The sequence below is a fragment of the Mycolicibacterium arcueilense genome, from assembly GCF_058536225.1.
The window spans coordinates 471,965-492,126 of record NZ_JBZTYL010000007.1 but is presented as its reverse complement, the minus strand read 5'-3'; the positions used below and the strand labels follow the sequence as shown (position 1 = coordinate 492,126).

Below are 20,162 nucleotides of genomic sequence, written 5' to 3'. Positions count from 1 at the left end.
CTGTTTGTGGAACATCGTGCGAAGGAGGACGCGGCAACGTGCGGATCATCGTTACGGGAGGAAACAGCGGCGTAGGCAGGGCGACCGCTGGCGCGATGGTCGCGGCAGGCCATGAAGTGGTGATCGCCTGCCGGACTCTGAGCAAAGGCTTCGAGGCCGCCGAGGCGATGCCCGGCGATGTCGATGTACGCGAACTCGACCTGGCAGATCTCACGAGTGTGCGCAAGTTCGCCGATACCGTCGACTACGTCGATGTACTGGTGAACAACGCCGGAATACTCGGCCTGCCACTCACCCGTACGGCCGACGGATTCGAAGCCCACATGGGCACCAACCACCTCGGCCACTTCGCATTGACCTGTCTGCTCAGCGACCGGATCCGCGATCGCGTGGTGGCGGTGGCCAGCACGAACTACCAAACGGCCCAGATCCACCTTCACGACCTGAACTGGGAGCACCGCAAATACAACCCGTGGGCGGCGTACGGGGAATCCAAGCTGGCCAACTTGCTGTTCGTGCGTGAGTTGACGGCTCGCGGAGTAACCGCGTACGCCTCGGATCCGGGGATGACGAACACGTCGATCACCCGTGACGGTTCGGGTGCGCTGCAGTGGGCCGGCCGCGTGATCTCACCCCACATCGCCCAGAGTCCGGCTGACGGCGCACGTTCCACCATTCAAGCGATCACCACGGCACTGCCCAATGGCAGCTACATCGCCCCGCGCGGCCCATTTCATCAGTGGGGCGCGCCGAAGCCCACCAAACTGAAAGACAAGGCCCGCGACGCGAACAGCGCAAAACGGTTGTGGGAGTTGTCCGCCGAACTGACGGGATGCGAGTGGCAGGGCGACGGGACGTGACCGTCGAACGTCTGCTGCCCACCCCCGAGGCGTACGAGTTGGTACGCCTTGCCGCCACTGTCGCCGACAAGGTACTAGACCCGGTCGTCGACGAGCACGAAAGAGCGCAGACCTACCCTGAAGGCGTGTTCCGCACACTCGGCGAAACCGGTCTGCTCACACTGCCCCACCCCGAGGAATGGGGGGGCGGTGGGCAACCCTACGAGGTCTACCTGCAGGTCCTTGAGGAGCTGGCGGCGCGCTGGGCTGCTGTGGCGGTCGCAGTGAGTGTGCATGTGCTGTCGTGTCATCCGTTGATCGCGTTCGGTACCGCCGAGCAACAGGAAATGTGGCTGCCGGACATGTTGGGCGGTCAGAGGATCGGCGCCTACAGCCTGTCCGAGCCGCAGGCCGGCTCAGACGCGGCCGCACTGTCATGCAAAGCTTCCGCGGTAGATGGCGGCTACCGCATCAACGGCGCCAAGGCCTGGATCACCCACGGAGGCATCGCCGACTTCTATAGCCTTTTTGCACGTACCGGTGATGGCGCACAACCGATCTCATGCTTCCTAGTCGACCGGAGCACCGACGGGCTGTCCTTCGGCAAACCAGAGGACAAGATGGGCCTGCACGCGATACCGACCACCACGGCGCACTATGACGACGCGTTCGTAGACACCCAGCGCCGGATAGGCACCGAGGGTCAAGGATTGCAAATCGCCTTCAGTGCACTGGATTCCGGACGACTGGGCATCTCTGCCGTCGCCGTTGGACTGGCACAGGCTGCACTCGATGAAGCATCCACCTATGCCCAGCAACGGACGACATTCGGCCGCAGGATCATCGACCACCAGGGATTGGCATTCCTGTTGGCCGATATGGCCGCCGCCGTCGACTCGGCCCGTGCCACCTACCTGGATGCCGCGCGCCGACGCGATGCCGGACTGCCGTATTCACGCAATGCGTCGGTCGCAAAACTCGTTGCAACCGACGCGGCGATGAAGGTGACTACCGACGCCGTGCAGGTCCTCGGCGGGTACGGCTACACCCGCGACTACCGTGTAGAACGGTATATGCGCGAGGCGAAGATTACCCAGATCTTCGAAGGCACCAATCAGATTCAGCGGCTGGTCATCGGCCGGTCGCTCACCGCCTCGGGAGGAACGAAATGACGTCTGACACCGAATACCAGCGACCGCAGCTGCGGCTGGCACCCAGCCCGACCGCAGAGTCGCGGGCTTTCTGGACCGGGGGCGAACACGGTCAACTGCTGATCAACCGCTGTCATGGTTGCGGACATTTCTTCCACCCGCCGGGACCGGCCTGCTGGCGCTGCCGGAGCACCGATGTCGCACCGGAGCCGGTGTCCGGGCGGGGGAAGGTGACGACCTACACCGTCAACCGCCAGCCCTGGATCCCCGGGTTCGAGCCGCCCTACATCGTGGCGATGGTCGAACTCGAGGATGAGCCCGACGTCCGGCTCATCACCAATGTGGTTGGAGTGTCTGAGAACGACATCCGAATCGGCATGGCCGTCGAGGTGTTCTTCGAAGACTGGACTGCGCTCTCGGGCGCCGAGGACAGCCGGGTCTGGCTACCGCTGTTCCGTCCCGTCGGCACGGCTTGACTCCCGCCCCAACAGGTCTGTTTGATGACGAATTCAGTTATGCGGTAGCTGCTTTCGCCGAGATCAACGATGCGCAGCTTGACCCCTTGCCCGATTCGCAGGTGAGCGGGATCGGCGTCGATGACAGCGGTGATCCGCAGCCCATGATCGCCACCTCCTGGCACCCATCGGACGCTCCTCGTCGAGCGTGCGTTCGACCGAATGGTTGCCGGAGCCGGTGCGCGCCCTCGATGACCTGATACGTCAAAGAGGTCGCCGCGTTGCCGACCGTGCTGAACTGACGAGGTACGGTTTGAAGCGGTCCGCCATAGTGGTGCCGGCTGTGCGCTGAACGTCATCTAACATTAGTGTCACTTTCCATGGAGGTGACAGATATGAAGCCTGACCGACTCGTGGTGTGCGCAAGCCACAGCCCGGGCAAAGAACGCGACGTCGAGCACGCCTTTGGTCGCCAGTTCCGCTCAGCGCTCGACGCCGCCGCCGAAAAGGTGCGGGAGTTCGACCCGGACGTCGTGGTGTTGTTCGGCGGTGATCACCGACGCGCCTTCCGGCACGTGGTGCCAGCCTTCGGCGTTGCGCTGTCCGCGTCGATCCTGGCCGAGGGCGGCCATCCGGCCGGGGCTCTCGATGTGCCGTCCGCGTTGGCTCGCAGCCTGTGCGAATATCTGCTCGCAGCCGGATTCGATATCGCCACGTGTCGCGATATCGGACTCGATCATGCCTTCGCCCAACCAATTCGGGATCTGCTTGGCGATCTCACCGCCAAACCCGTCATCCCCATTGCGGTGAACTGCGCCACCGCTCCGCTCCCCACTGCCCGCCGCGTCGCCGATTTCGCAGCTGAGGTTGGGCGGTTCCTCGACGGCGTCGACCAACGCGTCCTACTGATCGGCACGGGCGGGTTGTCGCATTCACCCCCGAGCCTCGAGATCGACACCTACGACCTCAGTGACGAGGAGCGGGCACGGATCATCGCTGACGGTATGGCAGACGCGCGCAACAAGATTCGCCCCGACTGGGATGCCGAAGTGCTTGACGCGATGTCGACCTGGGATCTGGCGGCTCTGATCCGGCTCGTCGACAGCGCGCACTCCCGTGCGGGCGCCGGCGCCAATGAGGTGCGTACCTGGCTGGCGGCCGGTGCCGCCGGCGGCGGTCGGCCCATCACCCCGCTGGTCTACGAACCCGTACCGGAGTGGATCACCGGGATGGCGGTCGCGATGTCGGAGTGAGGGACCCGTCTCGCGCGGGCACCGGCCGCAACGCCGGCGTGCGGGAGAACAACGGCGCGGGCGCCGGCTGACGGACGCCATCCACCTCGACAAACACATTGCGGGCCTGCAGCTGGGCATCGTCGGCCGCCTCGACGACCGTCAGCACGGGCGTGACGCAGGCGTCGCTGTCCGCGAACACCCGAGACCACTCGTCGCGGGAACGCTGCCGGAACGTCTCAGCCAGTACCCGCCGCATCTCCGGCCAGCCGGCCTTGTCCCGTTGCGCACCAAGGGTTCCCGGATCGATCTCCAGCAGCCGCAACATCTCTCCGAAGAACTCCGGTTCGAGCGCGCCCACGGCGACGTAGCCACCGTCCGCGCATTCGTAGGTGCAGTAGAACGGCGCTGAGCCGTCGAAGATGTTGGTACCGCGCTGATCCGACCAACGGCCGTCGCCCAGCATCGACCACAACACGTGACCAAGCACCGGAGCACCGTTGACGATGGCGGCGTCGATCACCTGGCCGCGCCCCGAGCCTTGCCGCTCGATTAGGGCGGCAAGCACACCAAGGACGGCGAACATCGAGCCACCGCCGTAGTCGCCAACCAGGTTCAGCGGCGGGACGGGGGGAAGGCCTGGGTTGCCCATGGCATACAGCAACCCGGTCAGCCCGATGTAGTTGATGTCGTGACCGGCCTGCTGAGCGCGCGGCCCGGTCTGCCCCCAGCCCGTAACCCGGGTATAGATCAGACCCGGATTGCGCCGACAGCATTCGTCGGGGCCGAGTCCGAGCCGCTCGGTGACGCCGGGGCGGAATCCTTCGATGAGGACGTCGGCGCGGTCGATCAGCTGGCGAACCCGGTCGAGATCATCGGTGTTCTTCAGGTCCGCAGCGACCAGTTGGCGACCGCGCAGCCCAGCGCCGCTGCCCACATGCCCCGGTCGGTGTACTCGTAGTACCTCGGCGCCGAGATCAGCGAGCACCATGGCGGCGTGCGGACCGGGACCCATGCCCGCCAGCTCGACGACTGTGACATCTACCAGAGGGCCACTTCTTTCTTCGCCGGCCCTGCCGATATCTGACGCAACGTTCATATCTCTAACCTTGCCTACTTGGGTTGTTAACTCGTCATGTTAGATTGCATCTGACATATCCGTCACTATGCCGGGAGTAACATCGTGAGCATCTCCGCGCTCGCCATCGTCGAGGAGCACCACGAGCTGGCCGAGGCCGCCGTGGGTCAACTGTCCAGGCACAAGAGTCGCGCCACCGCCCGCGCCACCCTCGACGGCGGTTCGCCACACCCAATCGACCTGTGGGAAGCAGCTGCGGCACTCGGTTGGCATGGGTTGGCCATCAGCGAGGAGCACGGCGGCTCGGGATTCGGCATCGCCGAGCTGGCCATCGTGCTGGAAGCCATGGGTCACGAACTGTGCCCTGGACCCTTCCTGCCCACTGCGACCGCCGCACTGGTGATCGACCGCTGCGGCACCGATATGCTGCGCGCAGCCCTTCTCCCCTCGTTGGCGAGCGGGAAACTGGTTGGCGCCGTGGGCCTCTCCACAGACATCGTGCTCAGCCGCGACTCGATCGCCAATGGCACCGCCCGCGCCGTCGCCGGGGCGCCCGATGCCGGTGTGCTGGTGCTGGCCGCCGGCGCAGACCTGATCGTGGTGGACACCGAGGCCGACGGCGTGACCATCACCGCACTGGCCGGGTTGGATACCAGCCGCAGCATCGGAGATGTCACTCTGCACGATGTCGAGCTACCCGTCGAACGAATTCTTTCGGGCGCAGACACAAAGGCGCGCTCAGCTTTCCGCATTCTTGCTGCTGCCGAAGCGGTCGGTGTCGGCTGGGCGGCGCTGCGGATGGCCACCGAGTACGTCAAGGTCCGCGAGCAGTTCGGACGCACCATCGGCACCTTCCAGGCGGTCAAGCATCACCTGGCCAACATGTTCATAGCCGCCCAACAGAGCACCGCGGCGGTGTGGGACGCGGCGCGCTCGAACGATCTGGACGATGCGTCATTCGCCGCCGCGGTCGCCGCGGCCCACGCCACACGCATGCAGACGTTCATCACGCAGAAGAACATTCAGCTTCACGGCGGAATCGGCTACACCTGGGAGCACGATGCCCACCTGTACCTGCGGCGGGCCCAGAGCCTGACCGCACTGATCGGGGATACCGGCGACGCACTCGCCGACATCACCGAGGCGCAACGCACCGGGGCAGCCCACGGCGTTTCGTTCACGCTGCCCGCCGAGGCCGACAGATTCCGGCGTGAGGCGGCCGAGGCGGCCGCGCGGTTGCGCTCGTTGCCATCTGCCGAGCAACGCGACTACCTGGTCGATTCCGGTTATCTGGTGCCGCACTGGCCAAAACCGTGGGGACGCCAAGCCGGTGTGGTCGAACAACTCGTCATCGACGAGGAATTCGCGGCAGACAGCGGTGTCGATCTGCCTGATCTGGGTATCACCGGGTGGGTGATGCTCACCATCGCGCAGGCCGGTACCGATGACCAGAGGGCGCGCTGGGTAGAGCCGGTGCTGCGCGGTCAGACCAACTGGTGCCAACTGTTTTCCGAACCTGGCGCAGGCTCCGATGCCGCGGCTGTGCGCACCACGGCCACCCGGGTCGACGGTGGGTGGCGGGTCACGGGGCAAAAGGTCTGGACCAGCTTGGCGCACGAATGTCAATGGGGCCTCGCGACGGTACGCACCGATCCGGACGCCCCGAAACACGCAGGTGTCACGATGATGGCGATCGACATGTCCGCCCCTGGCGTCCGGGTGCTTCCGCTGCGTGAGCTCACCGGCGAGGCATTGTTCAACGAGGTGTTCTTGGACGATGTGTTCGTGCCCGACAACGATGTGGTCGGGGACGTCAACCGTGGCTGGCTCGTGGCGCGCGCGACGCTGGGCAATGAGCGGGTGTCGATCGGCGGCGGCTCCGGTGCCATCGGCGTGGGTGCCGACGACCTGATCAAGCTGCTCGACAACACTTCCCACGCAGCAGCGGCGCGCCGGGAGCACCGGGTCGGCGAGGTGATCGCCGAACTTCATGCCCTACGCCTACTGAATCTGCGCAATGCCAGCCGCGCCATCGCGGGCGGCGACACCGCGGCCGAGGCCAATGTCAGCAAGCTGCTTCAGGCCGAATCCTCGCAACACGTCAGCGAACTCGCGATCGAGCTGGCCGGAACGTCCGCGGTCGCCGGCGGAACGCCGGAGCTGACCCGCGCCTATCTGTACGCCCGGTGTCTGACCATCGCCGGCGGCACCTCGGAGATCATCCGCAACACCATCGCCGAGCGCCTGCTGGGCCTACCGCGCGATCCGCTGGCGAAATGACGGACGCACCGCTGGCGGGAGTCACCGTCGTGAGCATGGAACAGGCCGTCGCGGCACCGTACGCGACCCGCCAACTCGCCGACCTCGGCGCCCGCGTAGTGAAAGTCGAACGCCCGCAAGGTGGTGACTTCGCGCGCGGCTACGACCGTTCGGTGCATGGCGAGTCGAGCTACTTCGTCTGGCTCAACCGCGGCAAGGAGTCCTTGACTCTGGACCTCAAAGCTCCCGAAGGTCTGCGGATCGTGCACCGGTTGCTCGAGGACGCCGATGTGCTGGTGCAGAACCTGGGGCCGGGGGCGTCGGCCCGGATGGGTCTCGATGCCGAGTCGGTCGCCCGCTCGCACCCACAAATCATCACCGCGACCATCAGCGGCTACGGCCAGGACGGCCCGTGGAAGAACCGCAAGGCCTATGACCTGCTGGTGCAAGCCGAAGCCGGGCTGCTGTCGGTGACCGGTTCCCCGGCCGAGGTGGCACGCACCGGGGTGTCCATCGCCGACATCGCGGCCGGAATGTTCACCTTCTCCGGTATTCTCACCGCGCTGTACACCCGTGCCACCACCGGTGTGGCGCGGCCGGTTTCGGTGTCCTTGTTCGATGCGCTGGTCGAATGGATGTCTCAACCGCACTACTACGGCCGCTACGGCGGAACTGCACCCGCCCGCACGGGTGCGCGCCATCCGACCATCGCCCCGTACGGCCCGTTCACGGCCGGCGACGGCGGCACGGTTCTACTGGCGGTGCAGAATCCGCCGGAATGGCAGCGGCTCTGCGAAATCGTCTTGAACAGAGCCGATCTCGTCGCAGATCCGCGATTCGCCACCAACCCCGATCGCGTTGCGCACCGCGACGAGTTGGAGGCGATCATCAGCGCTGCGGTGGCCCGCTTGGGCACCGACGAACTCGAGGCGCGTCTCGACGAAGCGGTGGTGGCGCATGCCCGCATGAACGATGTCAAGCACCTGTCGGACCACCCGGTACTCACCGGCCGCGACCGGTGGCGCGGAATTCAGACTCCGGGCGGGCCCGCCCAGGCGCTGCCGCCTCCGGCAGAACTGGCAGGTGTGGAGCCGACGCTCGGCGACGTGCCGGCGCTGGGCGCGCACAGCCGAAAGGTGTTGTCCGAGCTGGGTTACTCCCACTCCACTGTTGACCAGTTGATCGCGGCGGGCGTCACTTCGTCGTAGCGAGGAAGCCGCGCTTGATGCAGGTCATCAACAATTCGATGACATCATCCTGGCTCAGCTGTTCGGGCAGATCCAGGGCGGCTTCGGGCACCCGGGTGACCAGGGACCGCAGGATCAGTGCCGAAATCACCGGGTCATACGGGTACGCACCGGGTCGGCGGATCAACATCCTGGCTGCGCCGATGTCCATCAGCACCTGGCCGTTCTCGCCTATCCCAACAATCGTGGGGTCGTCAGTGGTGCCCTCGGCCCAGGCGTCGATGCAGCCGGAGTACCGGTCGTAAAACTCGACGTACGTGGCCAGCCAGTGCCGCAGTGTCGATTCGTCGGCCACCGGATCCACCTGCGCGATCCGTTCTGCGAATGCCTTTGCAGCCACATAGACCTCGGCACCCACCGCGGCGAGCAGATCCTGCTTGTCGCTGAAGTACTTGTAGAAGGTGCCACGGGCGACGTCAGCGGCCGCGACGATGTCGTCGACACTGGTACTGCGGTATCCCCTGGCCCGGAACTGCGCGGCACCGGCGTCGGCCAGCGTCGTCACGGTGGCGACGGCGCGCTTACTCAGGTTCGCGGTGCGCTCGGTGATGGACAGCCCCGTGAGATCGGGAGCGTCGGGCACCTGCACGGCGTCCACATCGGCGGCCGGGTCCTCGCTGGCGTGCAGTCGTAGCGATTTCAGCACGGCCGGTGGCGTATCGGGGAACAGCACCAACTGCAGGAATACGGACAGGGTATCGATGGCGTCCTTGGCGCTGCGACCGTAGGCACGGTCGGTGTGCACGAACAGGTTGATGCGGTGCACCAGCGCGGTCATCGTCATGGCCGCGACCTCGGGATCCAGACCTTGCAGACCCGACGCGGTGAGACGTTCGGCGAGCCGATGGTTGTAGCTGCGCACGAACCCCGTGATCGCGGGTCGCACCTTCGTGTCCGACGACGCGATCGCCGTCCACTGCACGAACATCGTGGAGTACTTCTCGAAGACCCAACTCCACTCGCCGAGCCACCAGTTCAGATTGTCGAAGCCGGTTTCATCCGGGCCCATCGGGCCGATCCGGCGTGCGACCCGGAACAGTGCGCTGCCGCATTCGTTCAGCAGCTCCAGGAAGATCTCGTCCTTGCCCTGGAAGTACTGATATAGCGCGGCGCGCGATATTCCGGCGGCCTTGGCAATCGCATCGACGGAGGTGTCGAAGTAGCCGAGCCGGCCGAACAGCTCCAGCGAGACCTCGGTGATCCGGCTGCGGGTGCTGGCACCCCGGGCACCAACAGCGGGGCTGGAGGGGCCATAACTGGAGCGGCGGACTATCGAGGCTTCGGACATGGTGCCACCAGCCTATTGCTGATTCGCCGGGCCCGCGGCACCGTGTGCCGCGTTTCGTGGTCCGCTTCTAGGTACAGCGAATTCCGCAGTGCTGGTGATCGCCACACCGCCGGTCTGTCTGGTGGCGGTGAGTTCGACACTCACCCGGTCGACCTCGTCCTCCTCAGACACTGCGACGATCGTTCCCGCGCAGGTCAGAACGTCGCCCGGCCAGACCTGTTCGCGGAAGCGAACGCCGAACCGCCGCACACCGGGTGCCCCCAGCCAGTCGATGGCGAACCCGGCCAGCAGCGCTGCCGAGAACATGCCTTGCGCGAACACCGAGGGATGGCCCGCGGACCGTGCCAGTTCGTCGTCATAGTGCATGGGGTTGAAGTCACCGGACGCGCCGGAGTAGCGGACGAACATCTGCCGGGTGAGTGGACCGAACTCCCGGGACGATGCCTGATCGCCGGGCTTCATTGCCTTGCCGCCGTTTCGATGAAGGTGGCCTTTGCCTCGGCCACCACCGCCCCTGCAGTGTCGCGGTATTCGGTCACCACCGTGGCGAAGCGCATGATGCCGCCACGCTTGCCCGGCTTGGAGAACCGCTCGACGATCCGCTCCCGCGCGGTCAGGACATCGCCGGCAGCGGGCAGTTCGCCATGGAACGTGTACTCCTGCTCGCCGTGCAGGAGTCGCTTGCGGTCGAAGCCCACGTTGACCCGGACACCCGGCGGCGCCCAGCGGGCCGCACTCGTCAGGAAGGTCGGCGGAACGATCGCGTCCGGACCGCGATAGGCGGGATCCTCGCTGAGCATGGCTTCCGCGAACTCCGCGATCTTGCCGCGCTCCACGACCACCTCCCACGGTTGTCCCACACCGAGGTCGGCGTCGCTGTCAGGCTCTGCAGTCATAGTGACCAATAGTGTCAGAAAACTGTCGGATACGAAACACGAACCACATTTAATCGCCCATGAACAGCTTGTCTAAAGATGACATAGATGCCAGAATTGGCGTCCATGATCGAGTTGGCGGCGAGCTACGTCGCAGGCAAATGGGTGACGAGCGCGGCCGCCGTCACGATGGAGGTGGCCTCGCCGACCACCGGTGAGGTGCTCGGCACAGTAGGTATCGCGGGCGACGACGAAGTCTCTGCCGCCGTGGCGGCGGCCCGTACCGCACTGCCGACGTGGGCGCAAACCTCCCCCGCCGATCGCGGCGCCGCGCTGGGACGGCTCGCCGATGCCCTCACCGCCCGCAAGGGCGGGCTGGCCGACCTGGCCACCGCGGAGATCGGTTCGCCACGCTCATGGAGCACCTTCGGTCAGGTCATCACCGCGACCGGGGTGTTGCGCGCCTACGCCGCCATCACACCCGACCATCCGTTCAGCTCCAGCCGACCCTCGATGACCGGTGGCGTGGTCGACGTGCGGCAGGTGCCGGTGGGCGTGGTCGCTGCGATCGTGCCGTGGAACACCCCATTGTTCATCGCGGTGCTGAAACTGGGCCCTGCGCTGGCCGCAGGATGCACGGTGGTGCTCAAGCCTGCACCCGATGCACCGCTGAGCTTCGGTGTGCTCATGGATGCGGTCGAGGAAGCCGGCATCCCGGACGGTGTGGTCAATGTGGTCAACGGCGGGGCCGTGACCGGCGAGTTGCTCACTGAGCACCCCGATGTCGACAAAGTCAGCTTCACCGGATCGACGGCGGTCGGCGCTCGAATCGCCGCGTCGTGCGGATCCCGGATCCGCCGCTGCAGCACGGAATTGGGGGGCAAGTCCGCGGCCATCGTGCTGCCCGATGCGCCGATCGAGAAGACGGTCGCCGGACTGGTCGGCGGGGTGATGGGCAACAACGGCCAGCTGTGCGCCGCGCTGACCCGAATCCTGTTGCCGCGCAGTCGGTACGACGAGTACGCAACGGCCCTGACCGCCGCGGTCTCCACGCTGACGGTCGGCGATCCGGCCGAGCGGTCCACCGATATCGGTCCCCTGATCAACGAAGCGGCGCGTGACAAGGTGGAAGGTCTCCTGCGCCGAGCGCGCGACGAGGGTGCCACGGTACTCACCGGCGGTGAGCGTCCGGACCGGCCGGGGTGGTTCGTCACCCCCGCCGTCGTCGAGGCCACCAACGACATGGAGATCGCCCGCGAGGAGGTTTTCGGTCCGGTCGTCGTCGTCATCGCCTATGACGACATTGCCGAGGCGGTGGCCATCGCCAACGACTCGCGCTACGGACTGGTGGGTGCGGTGTGGTCGGCCGATGAGGAACGAGCAGCCACGGTGGCGACGCAACTGCAAGCCGGGTCGATCGCCGTCAACTCCACCGCCGTTCTCGACTTCGGCAGCCCGTTCGGCGGCTTCAAAGAGTCCGGCATCGGCCGCGAAGGCGGCCCGGAAGGCATCACCGGATTCGTCGAGTACCAAGCCATCATCCGTTGATCCGAAAGGGATTTCATCAATGCTGACGCAGGCCGCAGTCCTGTTCGAACGCAATTCACCGTGGTCGGTCGAGACGATCGAACTCGACCCACCGAAAGCGACCGAGGTCCTCGTCGAATTGCACGCCTCCGGTATGTGCCATTCCGATGACCATCTGGTCACCGGCGACATGCCGATCGCGCTGCCGTGCATCGGTGGGCACGAGGGCGCGGGTGTGGTCAAGGCCGTCGGTGAGCACGTGTCATGGTTGGCACCAGGCGACCATGTCGTGTTCAGCTTCATCCCGTCGTGCGGGCGCTGCCCGTCATGTTCGACCGGCCATCAGAGCCTGTGCGACCTCGGCGCAAAAATCTACTCCGGCATGCAGATTCACGACGGTACCGCCCGCCACCACTTCGGCGACCAGGACCTTGCACTGGCCTGCGGCGTCGGATCGTTCGCACACCACACCGTGGTTCACGAGGCCAGCTGCGTGAAGATCCCGAAGCACTACCGGCTGGACCGGGCCTGCCTGCTCGGCTGCGGCTTCATCACCGGATGGGGATCGTCGGTGTACGCCGCCGACGTGCGGCCGGGTGACACGGTGGCCGTCGCGGGCGTCGGCGGCATCGGCGCGGCGGCGGTGCAGGGCGCCCGACTCGCCGGCGCGCGCACGATCACCGTCATCGACCCGTCGGAGTACAAGCGGGCCGAAGCGGTGAAAATGGGCGCCACCCATACCGCAGCGAACTGGGACGAAGCCAAAGGCGTTGTCGCCGCAGCCACCTGGGATCGAGGTGTGGACAAGTTCATCTGCGCCATGGGAGTCGGTGACGGCCAGCTCGTCGGCCAGGCCCTGGCCATGACGGCCAAGCGCGGCAAGCTCGTCGTCACCAACATCCACCCCATGCTGGAGCGGGAGATCCGGGCCAACCTCATGGATCTCACCCTGACCGAGAAGCAGATCGTGGGCACTCTCTACGGCTCGGGTAACCCGCGCGCTGATATCCCGAAAATCCTCGAGCTGAGCAGCGCCGGGCAGGTGGACCTGGACTCTATGGTGACCCGCACCTATCCCTTGGAGAAGGTCAACGACGGATACGCCGATATGCACGCGGGCGCCAACATCCGTGGCGTGCTGGTCTATCCGCCGGCCGAGGGTTAGCAGTCGCCGAACATGAGCTCGTGCACTACTTTTCGGTTGATTTTTCGCACACGAGCTCATGTTCGAACCGCTAAACTTGCACGGGTTCCCACCCACCGCCTTCGGTAGAGCGGTGCGCAGCGTCAATCACCGCGAGCGAGAGCAGCCCGTCCTCGAAGGTTGCTGCCGAACTGGGCGCACCATCGAACGCCGGCAGCCAATCCTCAAGCATCAGCGCCATCGCCCGGCTCGCGTGTCCGGCCAGACCAGAAGGCAGCTTCTCCGGATAGGCCGGCTCGCGGTCGGCGACCGTCAGCCGGTTCAGCCCGTCGTCGGTGGCCAAGCCCGCCGAGTATGCCGCCGAGCGCAGGTCACCGTCGCCGATGATCGTGCCGTCAGAGCCGAACAACTCCAGCCGGTAGTGATCGGCGTGGGCGCCCATCACCGAAACGCTCAGCACCGCGGTCACCCCGGATTCCATCCGCATCAACAGCGCCGCGGTGTCGTCGGCGGTGACGTTCAGGATCGTGCCATCGGGCCGCTCCCGCTCCGGCTCGGTGGTCCGCACCTCGGCGCACACAGACACCGGTTGGCCGAGCAGGCTGCACAGGAAGTCCAGGTCGTGCACCAGCATCCCGGCGAGGTAGCCTCCGCCCTGATCACGGTCGTACATCCAGCCGGCCTGCAGCGGGTGACTCGGATGCCAGTACGACGCGCTGCGGCTGACCCGGGCCAGGTACTGGGTGCCCAGAAAGCCCGAACGCACCCGGTCTGCGACGGCCAACCAGTCCGGATTCCACCGATTCTCGAAGCAACAGGCAGTGGGCAGGCTTGACTCGGCGGCGGCTCGCACCATCTCACGCGCCGCATCGAGGTCACCGGCAAGCGGCTTCTCACACAGCACAGGCTTGCCCGCGGCCAAGGCGGCCAGCGTCATATCACGATGCAGGACGTTGGGCGTCGCGACCGAGATGACATCGAGATCGTCGCGGGTCACGAACGACTGCCAATCGGTGGAAGTCTCTTCGATCCCCAGCTTGGCGGCCACGCGCTCCAGTCGATCGGGTGTGCGTGCACAGAGTGCCACAGGCTCAAAGCCCTTCGCCGCCCGCAATGCAGGCACCTGCACATGCGCACCCCACCCGACCCCGATGACGCCGACTCGCTTGGGCCCCTGTTCTGTCATGTCTCTCCTCGGTCGATTCCCTATGTGACACATATGTTAGATACGTGACGCCCACCCATCGGGATGAATCCGCACGATCCCTTCAATTGCACGTGCTCGACATTGCCAAAAGGTGACACTAGTGCCAGAATCGAGTGTTGTGAACGCGATCGACACCGATGAGCAGCAGTTCGCACCGCTGATCGACCTGCAGTGGTGGCAGGAACGCCCCGCCGACCGAACGGAGCTTTACCGGAGCCTGCGCGACGCGGGTAGTCCGGTGTTCGTCCGCACCAGCCGCCCCGACTCGCCGCGGGTACGCGGATTCTGGGCAGTCGGCTCGCACCGTGACGTCTCCCAGATCAGTCGGCGGCCGGAAGACTTCTGTTCGGGGCAAGGCACCCAGATCTTCGACCAGACGGCGGAGATGCGGGAGTACCGCGGGTCGATCATCGATATGGACGACCCCGAGCACATGCGGCTGCGCAAGATCGTCTCCCGTGGATTCACCCCGCGCATGCTCTCCGAGCTTCGTGGACTGGTGCAGGAGACGACGGCGGAGATCCTCGAAGAAATGCCGCGCTCCGGTGAGTGTGATTTCGTCGCCTCTTTCGCCACGCTGCTGCCACTCCGCATCATCGACAACATGCTGGGCGTGCCACGCGAGCACGAACAGTTCATCCTGCACGCCACCAATGTGGTGCTCGGAGCCTCCGATCCCGAATACGTACCCGACCAGAGCATCAAGGGCATCGAGACGGCCGTCACAGAAACCAGCGAACAACTCATCGACTTGCTGAAAAGCATTGCCGAGGACCGTATCGCGAGCCCCCGCGACGATGTGATCAGCAAATTGGTGACCTCTGACGAGGAGAACCTGACCCCGCAGGAACTGGCCAAGTTTTTCATCCTGCTGATTGGCGCTGGTAATGAGACGACCCGCAATGCACTCACGCACGGCTTGCTGATCCTCAGCGCCCACCCCGAGCAGCGGGATCGGCTGCTGGCGAACTACGACGAACTGGCATCGCCTGCGGTCGAGGAGATCTTGCGATATGCCAGTCCCGTGATCCACATGCGCCGCACCGTCACCCGCGACGGCGTGACGCTGACCGACGAGCAGGGCGCGATCACTCACACCTTCAACGCCGGCGACAAGGTCGTCCTCTGGTACCCCGCCGCCAACCGCGATCCAGCTGTCTTCGCGGAGCCGGAGCTCTTCGATATCGCACGAAAACCGAATAACCACATAGCCTTCGGCGGTCCGGGTCCACATTTCTGCCTGGGTGCACACCTCGCCAGGCTCGAACTCAACGTCGCGTTCAAAATGCTTTTCGACCGATATCCTGATATCACCTCGGCCGGCGAGCCGGTCATGCTGAGATCGAACTTCGTCAACGGCATCAAACACCTCAAGGCGACCTACACCCCATGAACACTCAACCTGCGGTGCTGTCCGACACCACCGACGGCGTCCTGACCATCACCCTCAACCGCCCCGAGGCCGCCAACGCGGTGCGTCCTGATGACCGCGATGCGTTGATCGCGTTGTTGACTGCTGCGGATGCCGACGACAAGGTGCGCGTGGTCGTATTGCGGGCCAACGGCAAACACTTCTGCGCAGGTGCCGATGTCGGATCGCTCGCCGACCGGCGTGCAACTGTGGAAAAGCGGGTGATGGACCCGATGCGGCGCATCATGAACGGCGCCCAGAAGCTGGTGGCCAGCGTGCTGGACTGCAACAAGCCGGTGATCGCCGCAGTGCAGGGTGCCGCGACCGGCGTAGGAGCTCACCTTGTATACGCCTCCGATCTGGTCATCGCCACCGAAAATGCCTATTTTGCAGAGTCTTTCGCCAAGCGCGGCTTAGTGGTCGATGGCGGCGGCTGCTACCTGCTGCCGCGGCGGATCGGCATGCAGAAGGCCAAGGAGTTGGCGTTCTTTGGTGAGAAGCTCACCGCAGCCGAGGCTTTGAGCCTCGGCCTGGTGAACAGGGTGGTGGCGGCCGATGAGCTTGATGCCGCGATTGCCGATTTCGCCGGCCGACTGGCTACCGCACCCACGACTGCGATCGCGTTCACCAAACGACTGCTCAACGACTCCCCCGACACGGATCGCACCGGAGCCTTCGTCGCCGAGGCGATGGCGCAAGAGATCCAGTCGTATTCGCACGACTCGAAAGAGGGCGTGCAGGCCTTCGTCGAGAAGCGCCCGACCGAATTCACCGGGTGGTGACGATGGCACGTGCGGACATCCCCGTCATCGATCCGGCCAGCGCCCCGTACTGGGAAGCCGCACGACAGGGCCGATTGTTGATCGCCGAGTGCGCGGCGTGCGGCGCCGTGCACCACTATCCGCGGCCGTTCTGTCCATGGTGCTGGAGTGAGGACGTGCATCCGGTGCAGGCCGCAGGCACGGGCACGCTCTATACGTACTCGACAGTGTTCGTGAACGACCTGGCGCCCTTCAAGGAACAGCTGCCTTATGTGGCTGCCCTCGTCGAGCTAGACGAGGGTCCACGATTGATGACCACCATAGAAGGCGTTGACTCCCAAAAGCTTCGGGTCGGCATGCCGGTCACCGCGGTGTTCCGGCCTGTCGACGACAGCGACCCGGCCAGTCCGTATCTGACCATTTTCACCCCCAGCAAGGAGAACGCATGACCCGACTACTCGACGGCAAGGTGGCGCTGGTGACCGGCGCCGGTCACGGCATCGGCCGCGGCCACGCGCTCGAACTGGCCAAACACGGTGCCACTGTCGTCATCAACGACCTGGGCACCAGCCTGTCGGGTGAGGGCACCGGAAAGGTAGCCGACGAGGTGGTGCAGATCATCGAAAGCCGCGGCGGCAAAGCAGTTTCGGACTTCAGCGATGTCGGCGACGAGGAACAGGTCGATCTGGCGGTGGAGCGCGCCTACTCGCAACTGGGCCGGTTGGACATCGTTGTCAACAACGCCGGCATCGTGCGTGACAAGGCAATCTGGAACATGACCGCCGACGATTTCGACCTGGTGATGCGGGTACACGTGCGCGGTAGTTGGCTGACCAGCCGCGCGGTCGCCCGTAAGTGGCGGGACGAGTCGAAAGCCAACGGCGGGAAGGTGTATGGGCGCATCATCAACACCACCTCGGGTGCGGGGCTGCACGGACACTTCGGGCAGACCAACTACAGCGCCGCAAAAGCTGCCATCGTAGGGCTCACCCAGACCCTGAGCCTGGAGCTGGCGTCGATCGGCGCAACAGTGAACGCGATCAGCCCAGGCGGGCGCACCAGGATGTCCGCGTCGATGCCCGGAGCGCAGGCACCGATCGAGCCCGATGAGCGCCCTGACGACGAGTTCGACCCGAAAGATCCGTCGCTGGGCTCGCCAGTGGTGGCCTGGCTGGCCAGCCCTGAGGCCGGTCACGTCAGCGGTCAGGTAATCCGCGCGATGGGCGAGAGTATCCAACTGCTCAAGGGCTGGCATCCGGCGGCCTCGGTATCCAACGGCCAGAAGCGCTGGGATGCAGACAAGTTGGGCGCGATCATGGCCACCGACGTGTTCGGCACCCGCAACACCGGGCTGCGCTTAGGCGGCTGAAGCCGACGTCCTACGGACATCCAACGGACGCGCCGGGAATGCGATATCAACTGTGGCGCATTCCCGGACCGCACGCCACGAGCTCATGGTGCGCGCGGCCACTGACGACGATGACTTGCATTGCTGCGGTAGTGGTTGCGCAAACCGCCAGGGCCGCTGTTTCGAGTGTTACCAACTGTCGCGGCGGCAGTGCCGTCTGGATTCCTCGGGCCTCCGTCCAGACCAATTCGCTCGGCTCCTCGACCGGAGCATCACTCACCGCAGCCCGCACAGATATCTAATTATACAACTATCTGAATCTATTGCTATGTGTGGACTAGGATAGCTCGCTGGGTGGTCCGTCTCCCGGAAGGATTGCGACGGCATGGCTTTTTGGACGACAGGACGGTGCTCGTCGCCGTCACTCTGGCCAAAATGGACTCCACCATGGACGTACGGTGAACTCAGCGACCTTTCCGCGACGGCGACGCTTGCCACGATCGATGGCATAACGGCGAACTTGGTACCTCGCGACGTGAGTCCGTCACGCAGACAATGCGGTTCGGTTACCACAGGCGGAAGATCTGCCGGCGTCTCTGCCTACGTGAGTGGAAGCAATATCTCGGTGCCGAGTACCGCGACACATCGCATGCGAACGCTGAGCGACCGAACAACACGTTGCCCGCGAATACAGATGTCAACGCAATGGACCCCTGGATCAATCTGAGTACTGAAGACCCCGACGAATCGCGCAGACCGTGTACCGAGCATAGAGGAGGACGCCGGGCTACTGCCCCATCGAGCGGGGCGAAACTGGCCGGGCACAACGGAAATGACCCTTCAACACACGCTCACCCGCCATCGCTTTTCCAGGTCCATCCTGTTCGCATTGGCTGTCGCCATAGCTGCGGGATCAGTCGGCGCCCTCACGAGCGGCGCGCCCTCGGCAGCCGCCGATGACGAGGGCTGCACGTTCCAGCTGTCGGCACCCCAGGCGGAACAACTACCCGGCGGAAGTAGGACTGCGGTATCTGCAACTCTGGTGGCGACGAAGTGCTCGGGTCTAGCCCAGGCCACAAGCGCCACAGTCTGCATTACCGGCCCCAGGGGCACCGACACGTGCTCGTCGAGTCCCGCATGGTCGACGGCGAGGGCATTCATCAACATGTCAGCGCCGGGAGGCATCTACACCGCCCGCGGCCAGGGCTGCTGGGCAGTCTTCGAGAATGCTCAGTGCACTGACCTCGGGCCGGTCGGCTCGACGATCTGAGTGCCCACCCCACGGGCTGACACAGCACAACGGCCTGCGCTCCGCAGCTGGGACCGCGGCGGCCTGAATCTCGGCTGATGATCCGCGTATCTCGGCTCCTGACTTCGGACATCGTGTGGGGTTTTTCAGCCCGGAAACGCCGAGACCTGTACGCAAACCCGGTGCTCTACTGCATAATTGGGCGGCATATCGATCAGATGGGCCCCGAGAACTACCGAGGTGCGATCGCCGGGAAGTGCTTCACTTACGCCACCGCTTGCGGCGGACTCAGGCTGCTGCCCTACGACGCGACAACGCTGTATTTCGCGGACGAACCCGAGGACGACCTACGCACAGTCGGTTGTTCCAAGGAGTGCCACGTCCATCCGCAGATCGTGGTCGGCCTGCTGGTTGATCGAACCGGACTCCCGTTAGAACTCAGCTGATACCGGGGCCACACCGCCGAGACCACCATCATCGTCCTGATCGTCACCAGCTTCTTGGAACGCCATAGCCTCCAGGTCACGCCGATGGCGACGGCTGCCGATGCGGGCCATGCTCTCGGCGGTCAACTTCGAAGCCCTCGACGAGCTCGGACTGTCGTCCATCGTCGGCTCCCGCGCAACAAAAGCGGCCGCAGACCTGGAATCGCATTTCCTTGGAACGGTGACGTTTTCACCGACGGGCAGTTCATCAACACGGTCACACCCCCGGCACCGCAACGCCAAAGCCAACAATCTAGCTCTACGAGCCGAGCCGGTCCGGGACCCCCACACTCATCCAGGAGCGTGGTGGGCGATCTGGGCATACTCGGCCAATCGGTCCCGGCGCGACCAGAAACCCCTGGCCGCTCAGGAAGCCCGCGCGAGAGCGGTCGTAGACGGCGAAAAGAAAGCCAACTCAGCATGATTCGTCAAAGTCCGCGGCAATGACCGCTGCGTCGATGAGACCAGCCTGGCCCCGGCGCAATCCCTGGTCGGACTCAAGACCTACGTCACCAACATGGCCGTCGCAGCGATACCGGCTGCCGAAGTGATCGCCGAGTACCACGACCTGCGGCAAGGCGGCGAGAATCTGCCATCGTCAACTTG

17 protein-coding genes and 2 pseudogenes are annotated in these 20,162 nt (G+C 65.0%); 13 read left to right on the top strand and 6 right to left on the bottom strand.

Translation table 11 applies throughout. The features are described from left to right. Window positions 1-38: 38 nt before the first annotated feature. From AC4LGL_RS06545 to AC4LGL_RS06535, 3 genes are read left to right on the top strand one after another with little or no spacing between them, the layout of a single operon-like run. On the top strand, window positions 39-860 hold the full coding sequence (locus AC4LGL_RS06545; RefSeq protein WP_061263284.1) for an SDR family NAD(P)-dependent oxidoreductase: 822 nt from the start codon (window positions 39-41) through the stop codon (window positions 858-860). Then, a complete protein-coding gene (locus AC4LGL_RS06540; protein WP_061263283.1) occupies window positions 857-2,011 on the top strand; it encodes an acyl-CoA dehydrogenase family protein in 1,155 nt (384 codons plus the stop codon). The genes AC4LGL_RS06545 and AC4LGL_RS06540 overlap by 4 nt, the downstream gene beginning before the upstream one ends. Beyond that, window positions 2,008-2,466, top strand: coding sequence for a Zn-ribbon domain-containing OB-fold protein (locus tag AC4LGL_RS06535; protein WP_061263282.1), 459 nt, complete (start codon window positions 2,008-2,010; stop codon window positions 2,464-2,466). Before AC4LGL_RS06540 ends, AC4LGL_RS06535 begins: the two co-directional genes overlap by 4 nt. Before the next feature lie 20 nt (window positions 2,467-2,486). On the opposite strand, the pseudogene AC4LGL_RS06530 reads toward AC4LGL_RS06535, so the two are convergent. Beyond that, window positions 2,487-2,609: pseudogene (locus AC4LGL_RS06530) on the bottom strand (Zn-ribbon domain-containing OB-fold protein); the annotation flags it as partial. A 231-nt stretch (window positions 2,610-2,840) separates the two neighbouring features. Between AC4LGL_RS06530 and AC4LGL_RS06525 the strand changes: the two are divergent. Next, entirely contained in the window at window positions 2,841-3,698 is an 858-nt protein-coding gene (locus AC4LGL_RS06525; RefSeq protein WP_061263281.1) for a 3-carboxyethylcatechol 2,3-dioxygenase, read from the top strand. On the opposite strand, the gene AC4LGL_RS06520 is transcribed toward AC4LGL_RS06525, so the two are convergent. Further along, window positions 3,667-4,776, bottom strand: coding sequence for a CaiB/BaiF CoA transferase family protein (locus tag AC4LGL_RS06520; RefSeq protein ID WP_072278937.1), 1,110 nt, complete (start codon window positions 4,774-4,776; stop codon window positions 3,667-3,669). The genes AC4LGL_RS06525 and AC4LGL_RS06520 overlap by 32 nt on opposite strands. Before the next feature lie 84 nt (window positions 4,777-4,860). On the opposite strand from AC4LGL_RS06520, the gene AC4LGL_RS06515 reads away from it, so the two are divergent. Then, on the top strand, window positions 4,861-7,035 hold the full coding sequence (locus AC4LGL_RS06515) for an acyl-CoA dehydrogenase family protein (protein WP_061263280.1): 2,175 nt from the start codon (window positions 4,861-4,863) through the stop codon (window positions 7,033-7,035). Continuing rightward, window positions 7,032-8,222 carry a CaiB/BaiF CoA transferase family protein gene (locus tag AC4LGL_RS06510; RefSeq protein ID WP_061263279.1) on the top strand — a complete coding sequence of 397 codons (1,191 nt, stop codon included), beginning with the start codon at window positions 7,032-7,034 and terminating at the stop codon, window positions 8,220-8,222. Before AC4LGL_RS06515 ends, AC4LGL_RS06510 begins: the two co-directional genes overlap by 4 nt. On the opposite strand, the gene AC4LGL_RS06505 is transcribed toward AC4LGL_RS06510, so the two are convergent. Genes AC4LGL_RS06505 through AC4LGL_RS06495 form a run of 3 tightly spaced genes read right to left on the bottom strand, consistent with a single transcriptional unit; the run spans window position 8,209 to window position 10,445 of the window. Beyond that, entirely contained in the window at window positions 8,209-9,549 is a 1,341-nt protein-coding gene (locus AC4LGL_RS06505; RefSeq protein ID WP_061263278.1) for a TetR/AcrR family transcriptional regulator, read from the bottom strand. The genes AC4LGL_RS06510 and AC4LGL_RS06505 overlap by 14 nt on opposite strands. A gap of 12 nt (window positions 9,550-9,561) precedes the next feature. Continuing rightward, window positions 9,562-10,011, bottom strand: coding sequence for a MaoC/PaaZ C-terminal domain-containing protein (locus tag AC4LGL_RS06500; protein WP_061263277.1), 450 nt, complete (start codon window positions 10,009-10,011; stop codon window positions 9,562-9,564). Further along, entirely contained in the window at window positions 10,008-10,445 is a 438-nt protein-coding gene (locus AC4LGL_RS06495) for an FAS1-like dehydratase domain-containing protein (RefSeq protein ID WP_171508149.1), read from the bottom strand. Before AC4LGL_RS06495 ends, AC4LGL_RS06500 begins: the two co-directional genes overlap by 4 nt. Before the next feature lie 87 nt (window positions 10,446-10,532). Here AC4LGL_RS06495 and AC4LGL_RS06490 point away from each other — a divergent pair, with 87 nt between their 5' ends. Next, window positions 10,533-11,972 carry an aldehyde dehydrogenase gene (locus AC4LGL_RS06490; protein WP_234815568.1) on the top strand — a complete coding sequence of 480 codons (1,440 nt, stop codon included), beginning with the start codon at window positions 10,533-10,535 and terminating at the stop codon, window positions 11,970-11,972. 19 nt (window positions 11,973-11,991) lie between these two features. Further along, window positions 11,992-13,116 carry a Zn-dependent alcohol dehydrogenase gene (locus AC4LGL_RS06485; protein ID WP_061263275.1) on the top strand — a complete coding sequence of 375 codons (1,125 nt, stop codon included), beginning with the start codon at window positions 11,992-11,994 and terminating at the stop codon, window positions 13,114-13,116. A gap of 70 nt (window positions 13,117-13,186) precedes the next feature. On the opposite strand, the gene AC4LGL_RS06480 is transcribed toward AC4LGL_RS06485, so the two are convergent. Beyond that, window positions 13,187-14,281, bottom strand: coding sequence for a Gfo/Idh/MocA family protein (locus tag AC4LGL_RS06480; protein WP_061263274.1), 1,095 nt, complete (start codon window positions 14,279-14,281; stop codon window positions 13,187-13,189). Window positions 14,282-14,420: 139 nt separating this feature from the next. Between AC4LGL_RS06480 and AC4LGL_RS06475 the strand changes: the two genes are divergently transcribed. The 5 genes and pseudogenes from AC4LGL_RS06475 to AC4LGL_RS06455 form a co-directional block, all read left to right on the top strand. Next, the gene (locus AC4LGL_RS06475; RefSeq protein ID WP_061263273.1) at window positions 14,421-15,695 is read left to right on the top strand and encodes a cytochrome P450; all 1,275 of its coding nucleotides are present in this window, start codon (window positions 14,421-14,423) and stop codon (window positions 15,693-15,695) included. Beyond that, window positions 15,692-16,495: an enoyl-CoA hydratase/isomerase family protein gene (locus tag AC4LGL_RS06470; RefSeq protein ID WP_061263272.1), complete on the top strand. Its 804-nt coding sequence runs from the start codon at window positions 15,692-15,694 to the stop codon at window positions 16,493-16,495. Before AC4LGL_RS06475 ends, AC4LGL_RS06470 begins: the two co-directional genes overlap by 4 nt. A 2-nt stretch (window positions 16,496-16,497) precedes the next feature. Then, a complete protein-coding gene (locus tag AC4LGL_RS06465; protein ID WP_061263271.1) occupies window positions 16,498-16,923 on the top strand; it encodes a Zn-ribbon domain-containing OB-fold protein in 426 nt (141 codons plus the stop codon). Next, window positions 16,920-17,843: an SDR family NAD(P)-dependent oxidoreductase gene (locus tag AC4LGL_RS06460; RefSeq protein ID WP_061263270.1), complete on the top strand. Its 924-nt coding sequence runs from the start codon at window positions 16,920-16,922 to the stop codon at window positions 17,841-17,843. The genes AC4LGL_RS06465 and AC4LGL_RS06460 overlap by 4 nt, the downstream gene beginning before the upstream one ends. A gap of 1,386 nt (window positions 17,844-19,229) precedes the next feature. Then, window positions 19,230-20,127, top strand: a pseudogene (locus AC4LGL_RS06455) (IS1634 family transposase); the annotation flags it as partial. Window positions 20,128-20,162: the final 35 nt, after the last annotated feature.